Source organism: Desulfovibrio biadhensis (assembly GCF_055388615.1).
In genome coordinates this window covers 3632322-3645052 of the sequence record NZ_AP042477.1, presented here as the reverse complement: position 1 = coordinate 3645052, position 12731 = coordinate 3632322, and the positions used below count along the sequence as shown (strand labels likewise).

Sequence of the window (12731 nt, the reverse complement as noted above, 5' to 3'; positions counted from 1 at the left end):
TCCTTGCTCCCGGCTTAGAAAAGCCCCAGTTTCTGAGCCAGTTCCCTGATGGGATCGTAATCACTGTCTCTGGCGGGAATAATGCCGCTGACGCGCGCCCTGTCCAATATTGCTGCATGCTCCGGCAAGCGGATATCCAAAGTATACATGGCAGCGCTGATCTTCTCCACAATCTCGGGGTCGAGTCCCTTGCGGGAGGCGAAGACCCAGCCCGGATAGGCCCGCGTTTGCGCCAAAACCCGGATTTTTTCCACATCGATTTTGCCGTCCAGAACCGAAAGCGTACCTTCACGTATGGAGCCGATGTCGTAGGCGCCAGCATAGACAGCCAATACGACCTTTTCCTGTTTTCCCCCAGGGCCGGGAGCAAATGCAATCTCGGAGAAATCCGTTTTATGCAGTCCATGATCGGCAAAAAGCCCCAATGGGAACAGAAAGCCGCCCGCGGATGAGGGATCCACAGCAATCCATCGTTTGCCGCGACAATCTTCTATTCTGCGAATGGCGTCGTTATCGGCATTCACAATAATCTGCCCACGGAAATCAGGGTTGCCATCGGGCTCCACTATCCTGGCGAAGGCTCTGCCGCCAAACTCTGCAATTTGAATATAGACGAAAGGGTTGGAAAAGGAGATGTCAATCTCCCCCCGTTCGACCATTTTCAGGTGATCGTCAAAGGTATCGGGAAAAATCTGATGCAATGGCAGGCCAGTGGCTTCGCGCAGGTATTCAACAAGCAACCGATGGCGACGGTAGGAAATAGTATGTGAGTACTGGGGCAGGTATGCGTAGGTGATTCGGGTCTTGTCCTTGGCTACCGAGGTCTGCTCCCGCTTGCTCATGTCCACGCGGGTAACGTCCTCATCGGAGCAACCGCCAAGTGCAAGCAGAACCACCAGAAAAAGCACCGGCGCCATGTATCGATAGACAGTATTCGTCAATAGCAATCCCCTTCCTGCTTTGTGTCTGTAAATAGCACGAAATACCCCTTGGCGAAAGAGTCTTTATCCCTCTGCCGTGATACATGGCGCTGAAAAATATGGAAGAACGCTAAATGCGTCGCTCACCCCCTGCGGCAAGCACGCCTGTTATTTAACGATAGTTGCTGCAAAAGTCAGCCGCCATACCCTTGCTAAGTAAGGCTCCAAAAGGTAGGTATCCTGACTGATTCAATGCTGTTCGCCCCAACTAGCAAGGAGCTCCGGAGCATGGAAGAAAGGTTCAGTGTTCAGATTTCAAATATAGTGATTATCGTTTTTTTCATTGCAGTCGCCCTGGTTGCCGGCGCCACGGCCTGGAGCTTCCGATCCGGCTTCATGTGGACGGGAATCTGTCTCATTGCAGTGGCTGCCCCCATTGCAATTTTTTTCTGGTACATGCTGTATGTCAATCCGCAGCGCGCCCAGATTACGCTGACAGAAGACGCCATGCTGATAACCGCCCCTCCGTTTCTGGAGGCGACGGTTCCCTACAAAAGCATGAGCCGGGCCTTCATGGCCGATATCAAAAGCGACAGCCGTCTTGCATCCAAAGAGGACAAACGGATCATGCGCTTTTTCGGGTACATCTGCGGGAGCTACATAATGGAAAGCGGTGGTGAGGCCATCATCCTTACCAACAAAAAAGAAGTTGTCTGCCTTGAAAGTGATGGTCTGTACATCCTGTTGGGTCCTGACGGCATGAAGCGCTTCAAGGAGACCATGGCAGACAGGGGCATCAAGATAGCCGGCGCGTAAGCGATATTTTTTCAGGTCTCCGGCTGCCCTTTTTGTGCGCCCCCCTACTCAGTGCTGTGGGAGTGTGCCTGCGGTGGTGCGCTTTCCTGTGCAGCGTCTCCCTCTTTCTTCACAATGTCCATGTAGGTCATCATCTGTTCGCCAGACTTTACGTCAGCTTTTACCCTGCGGCTGATAGGGCCGAATACGGGCAATTTGGGTTTGAGCCGCGCAAAGATGATGCGCACGATGATGTAGGTGGGTACGAAATAAAAAGCCGCACTCACTATGGTGTCCGTGAAAGGAAGCGGAAAGTCGATTTCCTTGAACCTGAAGTCCAGCCATCCCAGAGCAAAAAATGCCGGCCAGATAGAAGAAGCGAACAGCGTAATGCCGGTGAAGAAATTCTTGCCAAAGGCCTCGTTCGCCAGGTCATTGCAGGCTTTGTAGCTCTGCTTATCCTTGGCGGCCAGGGCTTTGAGCGAAAGATTGAAATTGCGCACCATATCCTGGCTCTGCTCGTTCAAAAAACGCCGGTTCAGAAAATAAATACCAGCCATGGAGAGCTCACCGATAATGGTCGCAATGAGCGCCACCCATACCAAACCGAGGGCGAATCCGATTTCGGCATTGCCCGGAAGCCTGAATATCCAGATCATTACCGGATCGATAAAGAGATAGAAACCATCTAGGGAATACATTGGCGTCCTCCGCTGGGCACCGCCTTACGCTGCCATGGCTGCCCGGTCAATCCAAGCATGGACCGGACACGACCGGAAATCAAGCATGAAAAAAGGCCGTACGGCTCGCGCCGCACGGCCTTGCAGTTCACGTCTTCGTAACGATTTAGTACGGGGGCACTATGCTGTAGCCCAGGAAGCCCTTGGTGGTGTAGCGCAGGCCCACATAGACAGCGAGAACGATGAAGAGGCGCTTCAGCCAGATGTCCGGTATATACTTGGACGTACGGGGGCCAATAAGGGAGCCGATCACGATACCAACGAGCTCGGCGCCGACCAGGCTCCACTGAACCGGAGTGCTCTTAGCAATCATGTAGCTGGCGATGGAGTTGATCATGCCGATGAAAACCGCCATGGCCGAGGTACCGGCGACCAGATACATGGGCAGGCCAGCAACGGAGGTCAGGAAGGGCACGAGCAGGAAGCCGCCGCCAACGCCCAGGAAGGAGGCCAGAGCAGCGATGATGAAACCGCCGATAACAGGAATCAGGGGGTTGAAGCTGAACTCGACGCCGAAGAAGGTGAATTCGCAACGGGTCGGGGAGAATTTCTTAACCTTGACGCCCATTTCAGCCATGTCCACAGCGCCGCCTTCACGCTGGGCTTTCACGCTTTCCTGGAAGGCCTGTGCAGCCGCCTTGGCAGCCTTTTTCTTGCGCTGACCAGCAGGGGTGGTTTCGTAGAACAGGTAGCACCCCAGGAAGAGCACAAACAGCCCGAAGTAGCCGATGTAGGCCTTCAGGTTGATCTTACCGGCGGTGAGGATGGGAACCAGCCAGCTACCGGCCACGGAGCCGATGGCCAGCGCCACGCCCAGCGGCAGCACCAAGCGCCCCATCTTGTAGTAGTTAAAGGTCGAAAGACCGGCCGAACACCCCACGAGCCACTGGTTGGATACGCGGATGGAGTCGGTGACGACCTTGTTGATCTGCAGGTCCTTGCCAAAACTCTTGGCATAGTCGCCAAGACCGTAAACCGTGATGTGGCCGACACCAGCCATGATGCCGCCGAAAGCGCCAACCGTCGAGAAAATCCAACCTACCCAGACCGCCCAGATCAGACCAATGATAAGGTTGATCGGGGGCGCCCCAGGAATGCCCAAATAGCCGGGCTCTGCAGCAGCATCGATCTTACCGGCCGCCTTGGCCTGCTCGATAGCCTGATCCAGTCCTTCAACAGCCCAGCTGTTGCTGTGAAAAAGCAAAACGACTGCAACGACAGCCAGCCCTAACAGTAGAAACCGTTTGTTCAGAGTCACAGACCCACCCTCCTTGCGAATGGTCTTGTCATACATCCTGTCACACCTCAGCCTGTCAGCGTTTTGAAGGGAACATCCCTTCATCTTGGATACATCTTATTGCGTCCACGTCTGTTGTATCGTGCCTCGCCGCAGCACATGCAGCGCAGACGCTCATCTGCTATGGCCGTACAAACGTCAGGGCATGGCCAGTACATCCGGTAACACACGCCGGGTCCAGGCCCTGATCAATACGATCCATACAGTAATCGCACTTCATTATTTTGCCGGTTGCCTCATTGTACTGCGGCACGCTCCAGGGGCAGGCCTCAATACAGTTTTTGCAACCGTCACACAGCTCCGTTTTCACATAAACCAGGCCATCCTCTTCACGAATGGTCATGGCGCCTGTTGGGCAGGCCGGCACGCATTCGGGCTTTTTGCAGTGAAAACATGGCTGGTATTTGGTGCTGTACGTGAGCTTTCCGTTCTTATCCGTTTCCGGCCCGGAAACAATTATCCTGTTCAGCTGCAACCCCTGAGGCACGTTGTTCTTCAACTTACAGTGCACTTCACAGGCGTGACAGCTGATGCACCTGCCCTTATCAAGCTTGATACGATATTTACTCATGATTCACCTGTCTTCATGCTGATCGTGTTACAGCTTCTTCAGCAGAAAAATAACTGTCGTAGAAGCCTGCCTGCCCACTATCGAACCGCAACCACCCTTTCTCGTCAATACCCGAAGACAATATTGCAGAGTCTTTGTCAAGCATAATCGTGCTTGTTATTTTTTTCTCATGAAAAGTACATTTTTTTCTTATTTTCAGCGATATAAGCATCAGTTAAGTTCTTTTTTTCACATGGATTTTTCCTTGCCACCCGCCCACAGCCTTGCTAAATGGGTAACAGGTAGAAAAGTCTTTTGGACGATGAATATTTGTTAATGTCTGATTCGACACCGCAGGAGAGAGCAAGATGGGCAAAAAAGAAGTATACAGTGTCTGCGGCATGTGCACCGTGCGCTGCCCGATCAAAGCAACCGTGGAAGACAACGTTTGCACCAGCGTTATCGGCAATCCCCATGCTGCAGGTCTGAAAGGCGCTCTTTGCGCCCGTGGGGCTGCTGGTCCAGCTCTTATTGCTGACGATGAGCGGCCGCAACAGCCCATGATTCGCGAAGGGGAGCGCGGTGAAGGCAAGTGGCGCAATGTCAGCTGGGACGAAGCGTTTGATTACATTGCTGAACGCCTGAATTCCATTCGCAAGGAGCACGGCGATCAGTCTGTATTGTTTTCAGACCGTGGTGGTCCTTTTCGTGATGTGTACAGAGCGTTTCTTCGTGGAATCAACACGCCGAACTACTGCAATCACGATGCAGCCTGCGCGCGCAATGTACAGCACGCCGCATTGTCCGTATTTGGCTTTGGCCGCAAATCCGTGGCCTACGATCTAAAGAACAGCAACCATGTTGTTTTGCAGAGCCGCAACATTTTCGAAGCCATAAACGTCAAGGAAGTGAATGACCTTCTGGACGCCATGGGCAACGGCTGCAAGCTTACGGTCATTGATATCCGCGCAAATGTGACCGCTGCAAAGGCAAACAATTTCTTCCTTATCCGACCGGGTACGGATTACGCGTTCAACCTCGCCGTGATCCACCTGCTCTTGTATCGAGACATTTACAACAAGCCTTACGCAGAAGCGCTCATCAAGGACCTGGACAAACTCAAAGCCTTTGTAGAGCCCTATACACCGCAATGGGCAGAGAAGGAAACCGGAGTCAAAACCGAGGCCCTCGAGTATTTCGTGTGGCAGCTCGCCGGTGCAGCGCCTTCCGTTATCTGGCACCCGGGGTGGATGACAGCCCGGTACAGCGATTCCTTCTATGTTTCCCGTACAGCGTACCTCATCAACGCGCTGCTGGGCTCTGTCGGCGCAAAGGGCGGCCTGCCCTTCGTCAACAATCCCGGCTTATTTGGGCGCAAAGGCCTCAAACAGCTCATGGATCTTTTTCCAAAGCCGCAGGGCAAGCGCGTGGACGGTGTCGGCTGGGAGGAAGAGCGCAAGCACTTTGATTCCGGCCCGGGGCTGGTCAATCTTGCCTACGACGCCATAGTCACTGGCAAGCCCTACCCGATCAAGGCCTATATCGCCCACAGGCACGACCCCTTGATGGCCTTCCCCGACCCTGCTGAAGTCCGCGAGAAATGGAAGAATCTGGACCTGCTCGTTTCCGTGACCTTTTCCTGGTCTGACACGGCCTGGTATTCTGATGTTGTACTGCCCCTTTCTCCTTACCTTGAGCGGGAAAGCACCATCGCCAGTAAAAACGGGCTCAAGCCACAGTTCTTTGTTCGCAAAAAGGCACTGGAGCCACGCTTCAACAGCAAAAGCGAATGGGAAATCTACTGCGGCTTGGCCAAGCGCATGGGGCTGGACCCCCTTGCCTTCGACAAGATCGAAGACATCTGGAACTACCAGCTGCAAGATACCGGTGTAAGCATTGAGGATTTTGACGCCAAGGGTTTTGTGGAACTGGCGGACAAGCCCTTGTATCGAAAAGCGGAAAAAGGGTCGTTCAAGACTCCTTCCGGCTTTATACAGTGCATTGATGAAAAGCTCGAAGCCGACGGCATCCCCTCTCTCAAGCCCTATGAATCCCCGAAAGGACCTGAGAAGGACCGCTTCCGCATCACCTTTGGCCGCTGCGGCTTGCACACGCAAGGGCACACTGTCAACAACCCCCTGCTCTACGAGCAAATGCCTGAGAACCTGCTCTGGATCAACAAGGACGTTGCTGCAGCCAAAGGCATTGAAGACGGCGAATATGTCCAGATCAGCAGCTCCAAGCATTCCGGCAAAATCAAGGCTTTTGTCACCGAACACATTCACCCCGAATGTGTTTTCATGATCCATGGGTTCGGCCACACACTGCCCGTTGAAAGCCGCGCAGCCGGCAAGGGAGTGGCGGACAACGCCCTCATGGATTCAGGAATAGAGAACTACGACAAGGCAGGCGGTGCAATTGCCATGCAGGAGCATTTTGTCAGCGTGGAACCCATCCGTTAACCTTGCTAACGCGCTCCTGCGCTGCCCTACACCCCCGGCAGCGCAGGGGCGCCTCACCTAAACACATGGGAGGCCCCTATGAGCGACCAGATGATTGCCGTGAATTGCCCCCACTGTTCGAGCAGCAATGAAGTGGCCTTTGATGGCACATTCAAACCCAAATTCAAGATTTGCAACGCCTGCTGGAAGCGCTTTGTCTACGAAAAAACCCGCGATGGCATGGAAGTGCACAAGGCCAGCGAAGCAGAAAATTGCAGCAACCCGGAATACCGCGAGACCGAGATGTCTGCAGGTGACGAAGAGTAGACACATCCTTTTGGGTATCTGAGGTATTTGGCAGGCGCGCTCCCAGCGCGTCGCCTCTTTCCATCCCCTTCTCGTAGTGCGTCCATATTCTACACCCATTTGGTAGAGTTTTATCCAGCTTTCCCAACCGCTCCATATGCTTGTCTTTCCTGCGTCCTCAGGCTAAAAGAACGCATGCCAGGTTACAAAGTACATCTCACCGGCGCCGCCGTTCTTGCAGGGGGGGCGCTCACCGCGCTCTATACTATGGGGCCCTACCATCCGGAACCGCTTCAGGCCGCGGCCCTGGTTGCCACCTGTCTGTTGGCCGCACTGTTCCCGGATGTGGACACAAGTTCCAAGGGACGCCCCTTGTTTTATGGACTTTTGGCGGGGGTGGACATGGTCTTGATCATTAACCAGCAATACAAATGGGCGGCCATTGTTGGCCTTGTGGCCATGCTGCCAGCCATTGGCAATCACCGCGGGTGGACCCACACATGGTGGGCCATGATCCTGGTGCCCCTGGTCATCCTTGCGCTTCCCCTGGTGTTGTTCCAGTTCACCTGGCAAAGCCTGGCACCCTACTTCGCCGCTGCCGTGCTTGGCTATTTCTCCCACCTTGCACTAGACAGGGAGTTCTGACTTTTCCTAAATAAAAACCGCCTTCCGGTACTGGACCAGAAGGCGGCGTGTGCTTTCCTGTATATATCCCTATGAGTGTTGCTTTTTCCTGCGTAGCACCCGTGGCAAGGTAAAAACGTTTAGGATCAGGCTGATCCCACAAAGTATACCCAGCCACTTGGGAACGCTGCTCCCACTGACAGCCGCCTGTTGCACAGCTTCTTTGCCTTCCTGGCCACCATCCGCCACCGGCACAGCCTGGTCGACCCTGTGCCCCATGCCGTCTTCCGCTATGATTCGCCATTCCCCGGAGGTATCCGGCAAAAAGACAAAGCACCCGTTCTTGTCAGCACGTCCATTCTGGAATTCCAGTTTTGCGTCATGCGGCGCAAAAACAAGTACCGAGGCATAAGCCAGAGCCTCGCCTGTGGAATACTGAAAACAGGTCACTACCGATTTTCCTTCCAGCCTGGAAACGCCTCCAGCACCGTGGGCCTCCACCTGCTGCCCCAGAGCCGGCAAGGTCAAGGCCGTCAGCACAAGAATATAAAACCAGCGCACCTGCTACTCCGCAACAGGAAAAGCCAAGACGGAGCGAATGATGTGCTTTTCGTAATCCTTACCCTCTACAGGAGCAGCATACTGAACGCGGATCATCCAAAATCCAGGTTCCGTAAGGGTGATTGCAGCCTCGCCCTCACCATAGGGTTCTGTAAAAAAAGCGTAGGAGTTGGGCAGATCAGTGAAACCGTCGTAGGTCGCGGTGACCATCTCCGGCAGAACGGGCTTGCCATTGAACAAAATTCTTACCCGTATGACATCGCCGGCCTTTGCCTCCAAAGGATTATCAAGGGGTACTATTTCCAGGGCGTCTCCGACTATGGCGTCCCAGCCCTCACTGCTGCCATCGACGGGGAGCAGTGTTTTGCAGAATTTTTCGTACAAACGCGCCTCGACAACACCCTCCAGGGTATCGCGACCGCCACGCTTCATACCTTGGGTGGTTTTGCTCCAGATATCGCCCTTGCGATGCCCGCGGATCATGGCGGCGCCAGGTCCCTCCAGCGTCACAACACCGTCATAGGTGGCATACGCTTCGTTCGCCACAACCGGCACATCTTTGCTGTTGTAGCTTACAGCCACTTTTTCTGCGATTTCCAACTCCTCACTTTTCATGAATACGTGGGAGGAAACTACACTTACGGGCAGTTTCTGCCCTGCCGTGTATGCCTTCCAAGATTGCGGCACCACTATGAACTCATGTGCGCTGGAAACCTGCGCATGCAGCAGCAGTCCCAACACAAGTGCGAGAGCAAGCACAACACTGTTACCCTTTGTCATTTCATTCTCCTCTTTTGTGTATGAAAGTCAAAATTGTGCTATCCTTGGTATACTTCACAAAAACCTGTGTCAATAAACTTTGGGTAACATTCTCAGGGCATACCAACAAAAAAAACGCCTTCCGGTGCTGGACCAGAAGGCGGTGTGTGCGTGTCAGACGTTTAGGCGCTATCAGGAAGGGCGCAAATACACGACATAGATTTGTCCGGCATGATGCAGGAATCCCCAAGGCACACGACCCATATTGATATTCCTGTCCAGCCCTTGCTGGATGACGTTTCGGTCCAAACGATACCCCTCGATGACCCATTCGGAAGCGCTCATAGTGGGCGAATTGACAAGGAGTGTTAAAAATTGTTGCGAGGTGGAGCCCATGCCAAAGGGCAACATTCCCTGATTCACATAAGGCTGGATTTCATTCTTCAGACTCTGCAACGAAAGCCTTGAAGTGATTATGGCCCACTGGTTGATAGGTTGGTCATCCAGAATATAGATGACCCAAAAATCCCCTCTGTATTGCGAAAGCCCCATGGGGGTGTACCCGTTATTGGCCATTCTGTTGAGGCCTTGCTCCAACTGGTACTGGTCAGCGTACTTCTCCAAATACCACCCTTGAGGGGTATCGCCTACATTCAAGTAAAGGATGTTGCACTCCCCCTGGAGAAACGACATCCCTACAGGAACATAACCGCTGGCGAACATGGCGTTTATTTCCCGTTCCAACACCTGCATGTTTGGATTGTGCGCCTTGAACTGCCAGGAGAATGCTTGCGCTGCGCCCACCTGAAAAAACAACACTGCAGCAACGCACAACAACAGCACTTTTTTCATGAAGTCCCCCTCCCCATTTGTTTCGGTAACATGGTGTTTCCACTCACACCTTACGCTACACATACCTCAAAAACAAAAGCTATTCAACGAGCGTATGCAAGCCGCACCATTGCCTCGTACAATGGCAGACAGCAATGCAGACATCACACTGGCATATCTGAGGTAGCGAAACAAAACGAATGGAAAGTTGTTGCTATTTACGTCTGAAACGCCGCCATTCAAGAAAGTAAGCCAGGCCAGTAAGAGCAATTACGCCCAGCCATTCAAGAAAAAGCGTGAAGAAATCGATACGTATGGAGACCAGCGGGCTGTCGGGCTCAGGCGTGGTAAAGAGAAATGTATAGCCGTAGGGCAATTCCGTACCGCCGGAGGGCCCTTTGGTAAAAATCACCCATGGGGGGAAAAGGGCCGTGACAAAAAGCAGCCCGACGCCTATCGCCAGAATGATTACAGCTGTTCTACTCATGCGGTAGCCCCACCTTTGCCGCTGCCATAAAAGCAACCGCTTGCGCGGTTGCCGCCACCCACTGGTACATCTCTCGGCATCGTCAGTACCAGATGCCCTTGCATACATCTTGACAGCTTCGCCCCGCAAGGGCAATGCCACTGTGTACGCGATATACCTGCCCAGTGCACTTTTGTGCGTCCCACCACAAAAATTAAATTTTTCCATGGAACTGACCAGACCTTACGAAATAATTAGCGAGCTGATTCCCCCCGCGTCTCCCCTCTTTGCTGTCTACATGCCCCACGCCACCCTGGTGGCCGGCAAGGCCATCGCTGCGGGTGCGGCTTTGGGGCTGAACGAACAGAGGCTTCGCTTTGTGGAAGAAGCTGCGTTACTTCACGATATCGGAATACTGCGAGTAAACGCGCCCAATATCCATTGTCACGGTGAATTGCCCTATCTCATGCATGGCATAGAGGGGCGCAGGATTCTTGTAGCCAAAGGTTTGCCGGAACACGCCCTGGTGGCCGAAAACCATGTAGGGGCAGGCATTCTGGCCAGTGAGATTGAAGCCAACGGCCTGCCGCTCCCTGTGCGGGACATGCTACCCAAAAGCGTCGAAGAAAAACTCGTCTGCTGGGCAGATCTATTTTTTTCCAAGACACCTGGCAAAGTTTGGTTTGAAAAACCCTTGGAGCAGGTGCGCCGCACGGTTGCGGCGTATGGTGAGGCCCCCTTGGCGCGCTTTGAGGAGATGCACCGGCTGTGCAGTCCTTAGCTTTTGTTTGAACCAACAACCCCGGAGATGTAGATGGACCGTTTCGCCCCTTTGCGGGAACATGTAGCCAAACTGCCGGTGGAGCGCATTTACCGAACCATATATGATGAAGACCTCAATGTCGTAGTAGAGGGATTCGAGCCATTAGCCCTGGAAACACTGGCTGATTTCCGTCGCGCTGACTTCTCGGGAAAAAGCGTTGTAGACATGGGGTGCAACTTCGGCTTTTTCAGCTTTGAAGCCAGACGCCTTGGTGCGCGCGACGTACTGGGCGTGGACTTTGACCCTGCAGCCTTGGAAGGCGCCCGCATTTTGCGCTCCATATTCGGACTGGACGCGGTGGATTTCATGCCTCTTGATTTCCACGAACGCCCCTCACCGTTGCAAGGGCGTCTCTTTGACATGGTGATGCTGGTGGAGTTCATCGGCAAGGGGTACACGCGTTCCGGACGCATTCTGGAACTACTGGAATACGTGGAACAATTCACCGAAAAGGAATTGCTGCTGACCGTACGCCGCGAGTACGACATACGTGCGGACCTGGGTATGGAGGAGGATGCGTTCCTGGCCTTGTATCCGGATGCGCCGGTCTCGCAAGGCGTTTTTCACATCATGAAGTACGTATTGGATTTCTACGCCCCCCGCTGGCAGGTGGAAATAATCACACCACCCAACAAAGGGCATGAAAAACTGCGGAAGTTTCTGAGATTTTATAAATAAAAGCTAACCGCCCCCGACTGCCGGAAACAAACCGACCTTGTCTCCATCCTGCAGGGGGCGCTCCAGCCCGACATGGGCGTTATTGCAAAAAATCAGACGCACCTGTTTGCTGCCATCGCCCTTGCTCAGTCCAAGCGCTGCCAAGACATCTGCGATGGTGGCGCCCTCTGGCAATTCCAGCTCCGGGGGGGCGGGCTGGTATTTGGACAGGGTGGCGAAGCATTTGACATGAATTCGCATCATGCATTTCCCTCCTCTTCCCCTGCATCCTCTGGCGCACGTACTTCAAGCAACACCAAATCATCGGACTGAGGAAACCCCAGTTCATGCGTCGTGGGGTCAAGACGGCGCCCCCGAACGGATATCCCCTTGCTCCCTTCCCAAAACTCAGGGGGCAATTCGCGCAACACCTCCGCAGCCCGTGTCATGGGCAGCAGCACGCCTCTGCGGAACAGATGTGCAGCCAGTTCCTGTCGCAACAGATTGAATATTTTGAGCCACACCACAACAGGGCGCGCTTCGTTGTCGCACGCTTCCACTTCCTTTTGCTGGCTGATGGATTCGCGCAATTTGGAAAGCGGGCCGGCTTTACGCATTACAGCGCCAACCAGGCCCGGCATGGCTGCCGAAAGCGCGACAACACACCCATCGTGCACCCGTGCAGTTTCCACATCATCAACAGGGCGGCAATCGCAAAACACAGTTTGCACCCGTTCTGCGGCAAAACCAGGATCAAGCCCTGCGTCCAGAATAAGGAATTCCCCCAGGCTCACACCATTGCGGGATTGCAGACCAACACCGCTTTCCAGCAGCGGGTTGAGCAGGCGCAACTTGTCCTCGGCAATATCCAGTAGTGCTATGCGTTCGTATTCCATGCAGGTGGGATACCTTGAAAAGGGGCGGAGGGCCAGAGCCCAGCCGCCCTTTGTTGTGACGTTTG

General features: G+C 53.8%; 16 protein-coding genes. 6 read left to right on the top strand and 10 right to left on the bottom strand.

Translation table 11 applies throughout. The features are described 5' to 3' along the window. Positions 1–14 precede the first annotated feature (14 nt). Positions 15–917, bottom strand: a complete 903-nt coding sequence (locus ACZ5EH_RS15800; RefSeq protein WP_464278314.1) for a phosphate/phosphite/phosphonate ABC transporter substrate-binding protein — start codon at positions 915–917, stop codon at positions 15–17. A gap of 291 nt (positions 918–1208) precedes the next feature. On the opposite strand from ACZ5EH_RS15800, the gene ACZ5EH_RS15795 reads away from it, so the two are divergent. Further along, positions 1209–1736, top strand: a complete 528-nt coding sequence (locus ACZ5EH_RS15795) for a PH domain-containing protein (RefSeq protein WP_464274832.1) — start codon at positions 1209–1211, stop codon at positions 1734–1736. Between the two features lie 44 nt (positions 1737–1780). Here the strand turns inward: ACZ5EH_RS15795 and ACZ5EH_RS15790 are convergent, their stop codons facing one another. From ACZ5EH_RS15790 to ACZ5EH_RS15780, 3 genes are all read right to left on the bottom strand, one after another. Continuing rightward, positions 1781–2416 carry a hypothetical protein gene (locus tag ACZ5EH_RS15790; RefSeq protein ID WP_464274831.1) on the bottom strand — a complete coding sequence of 212 codons (636 nt, stop codon included), beginning with the start codon at positions 2414–2416 and terminating at the stop codon, positions 1781–1783. Between the two features lie 145 nt (positions 2417–2561). Continuing rightward, positions 2562–3749: a sulfite exporter TauE/SafE family protein gene (locus ACZ5EH_RS15785; protein ID WP_464274830.1), complete on the bottom strand. Its 1188-nt coding sequence runs from the start codon at positions 3747–3749 to the stop codon at positions 2562–2564. A 124-nt stretch (positions 3750–3873) separates the two neighbouring features. After that, entirely contained in the window at positions 3874–4323 is a 450-nt protein-coding gene (locus ACZ5EH_RS15780) for a 4Fe-4S dicluster domain-containing protein (protein ID WP_464274829.1), read from the bottom strand. Between the two features lie 347 nt (positions 4324–4670). Here ACZ5EH_RS15780 and ACZ5EH_RS15775 point away from each other — a divergent pair, with 347 nt between their 5' ends. The 3 genes from ACZ5EH_RS15775 to ACZ5EH_RS15765 all read left to right on the top strand — a co-directional run bounded on the left by ACZ5EH_RS15775 (position 4671) and on the right by ACZ5EH_RS15765 (position 7694). Beyond that, a complete protein-coding gene (locus ACZ5EH_RS15775) occupies positions 4671–6764 on the top strand; it encodes a molybdopterin-dependent oxidoreductase (protein ID WP_464274828.1) in 2094 nt (697 codons plus the stop codon). Between the two features lie 78 nt (positions 6765–6842). Beyond that, positions 6843–7070, top strand: a complete 228-nt coding sequence (locus ACZ5EH_RS15770) for a hypothetical protein (protein WP_464274827.1) — start codon at positions 6843–6845, stop codon at positions 7068–7070. A 174-nt stretch (positions 7071–7244) separates the two neighbouring features. Then, entirely contained in the window at positions 7245–7694 is a 450-nt protein-coding gene (locus ACZ5EH_RS15765) for a metal-dependent hydrolase (protein ID WP_464274826.1), read from the top strand. 69 nt (positions 7695–7763) lie between these two features. Here ACZ5EH_RS15765 and ACZ5EH_RS15760 read toward each other — a convergent pair whose 3' ends face one another. The 4 genes from ACZ5EH_RS15760 to ACZ5EH_RS15745 all read right to left on the bottom strand — a co-directional run bounded on the left by ACZ5EH_RS15760 (position 7764) and on the right by ACZ5EH_RS15745 (position 10311). Continuing rightward, positions 7764–8234 carry a hypothetical protein gene (locus tag ACZ5EH_RS15760; RefSeq protein WP_464274825.1) on the bottom strand — a complete coding sequence of 157 codons (471 nt, stop codon included), beginning with the start codon at positions 8232–8234 and terminating at the stop codon, positions 7764–7766. 3 nt (positions 8235–8237) lie between these two features. Then, positions 8238–9014: a DUF4198 domain-containing protein gene (locus tag ACZ5EH_RS15755; RefSeq protein ID WP_464274824.1), complete on the bottom strand. Its 777-nt coding sequence runs from the start codon at positions 9012–9014 to the stop codon at positions 8238–8240. Positions 9015–9185: 171 nt separating this feature from the next. Then, the gene (locus ACZ5EH_RS15750; protein ID WP_464274823.1) at positions 9186–9845 is read right to left on the bottom strand and encodes a hypothetical protein; all 660 of its coding nucleotides are present in this window, start codon (positions 9843–9845) and stop codon (positions 9186–9188) included. Between the two features lie 193 nt (positions 9846–10038). Next, entirely contained in the window at positions 10039–10311 is a 273-nt protein-coding gene (locus tag ACZ5EH_RS15745; RefSeq protein WP_464274822.1) for a hypothetical protein, read from the bottom strand. Between the two features lie 205 nt (positions 10312–10516). On the opposite strand from ACZ5EH_RS15745, the gene ACZ5EH_RS15740 reads away from it, so the two are divergent. Both ACZ5EH_RS15740 and ACZ5EH_RS15735 read left to right on the top strand, forming a co-directional pair. After that, positions 10517–11071 (top strand): HD domain-containing protein, encoded by a 555-nt coding sequence (locus ACZ5EH_RS15740; protein ID WP_464274821.1) that lies wholly within the window; start codon positions 10517–10519, stop codon positions 11069–11071. Between the two features lie 33 nt (positions 11072–11104). Continuing rightward, complete coding sequence (locus tag ACZ5EH_RS15735) at positions 11105–11791, top strand: methyltransferase domain-containing protein (RefSeq protein WP_464274820.1); 687 nt, start codon at positions 11105–11107, stop codon at positions 11789–11791. 3 nt (positions 11792–11794) lie between these two features. Here the strand turns inward: ACZ5EH_RS15735 and ACZ5EH_RS15730 are convergent, their stop codons facing one another. Continuing rightward, complete coding sequence (locus tag ACZ5EH_RS15730; protein ID WP_464274819.1) at positions 11795–12034, bottom strand: MoaD/ThiS family protein; 240 nt, start codon at positions 12032–12034, stop codon at positions 11795–11797. Beyond that, on the bottom strand, positions 12031–12666 hold the full coding sequence (locus ACZ5EH_RS15725) for a hypothetical protein (protein ID WP_464274818.1): 636 nt from the start codon (positions 12664–12666) through the stop codon (positions 12031–12033). Before ACZ5EH_RS15725 ends, ACZ5EH_RS15730 begins: the two co-directional genes overlap by 4 nt. Between the last annotated feature and the right edge of the window lie 65 nt (positions 12667–12731).

Coding starts and splice junctions, on each gene's coding strand:
- ACZ5EH_RS15800 (WP_464278314.1), bottom strand. CDS start 917: ATGGCGCCGGTGCTTTTTCTGGTGGTTCTGCTTGCACTTGGCGGTTGC.
- ACZ5EH_RS15795 (WP_464274832.1), top strand. CDS start 1,209: ATGGAAGAAAGGTTCAGTGTTCAGATTTCAAATATAGTGATTATCGTT.
- ACZ5EH_RS15790 (WP_464274831.1), bottom strand. CDS start 2,416: ATGTATTCCCTAGATGGTTTCTATCTCTTTATCGATCCGGTAATGATC.
- ACZ5EH_RS15785 (WP_464274830.1), bottom strand. CDS start 3,749: ATGTATGACAAGACCATTCGCAAGGAGGGTGGGTCTGTGACTCTGAAC.
- ACZ5EH_RS15780 (WP_464274829.1), bottom strand. CDS start 4,323: ATGAGTAAATATCGTATCAAGCTTGATAAGGGCAGGTGCATCAGCTGT.
- ACZ5EH_RS15775 (WP_464274828.1), top strand. CDS start 4,671: ATGGGCAAAAAAGAAGTATACAGTGTCTGCGGCATGTGCACCGTGCGC.
- ACZ5EH_RS15770 (WP_464274827.1), top strand. CDS start 6,843: ATGAGCGACCAGATGATTGCCGTGAATTGCCCCCACTGTTCGAGCAGC.
- ACZ5EH_RS15765 (WP_464274826.1), top strand. CDS start 7,245: ATGCCAGGTTACAAAGTACATCTCACCGGCGCCGCCGTTCTTGCAGGG.
- ACZ5EH_RS15755 (WP_464274824.1), bottom strand. CDS start 9,014: ATGACAAAGGGTAACAGTGTTGTGCTTGCTCTCGCACTTGTGTTGGGA.
- ACZ5EH_RS15750 (WP_464274823.1), bottom strand. CDS start 9,845: ATGAAAAAAGTGCTGTTGTTGTGCGTTGCTGCAGTGTTGTTTTTTCAG.
- ACZ5EH_RS15745 (WP_464274822.1), bottom strand. CDS start 10,311: ATGAGTAGAACAGCTGTAATCATTCTGGCGATAGGCGTCGGGCTGCTT.
- ACZ5EH_RS15740 (WP_464274821.1), top strand. CDS start 10,517: ATGGAACTGACCAGACCTTACGAAATAATTAGCGAGCTGATTCCCCCC.
- ACZ5EH_RS15735 (WP_464274820.1), top strand. CDS start 11,105: ATGGACCGTTTCGCCCCTTTGCGGGAACATGTAGCCAAACTGCCGGTG.
- ACZ5EH_RS15730 (WP_464274819.1), bottom strand. CDS start 12,034: ATGATGCGAATTCATGTCAAATGCTTCGCCACCCTGTCCAAATACCAG.
- ACZ5EH_RS15725 (WP_464274818.1), bottom strand. CDS start 12,666: ATGGAATACGAACGCATAGCACTACTGGATATTGCCGAGGACAAGTTG.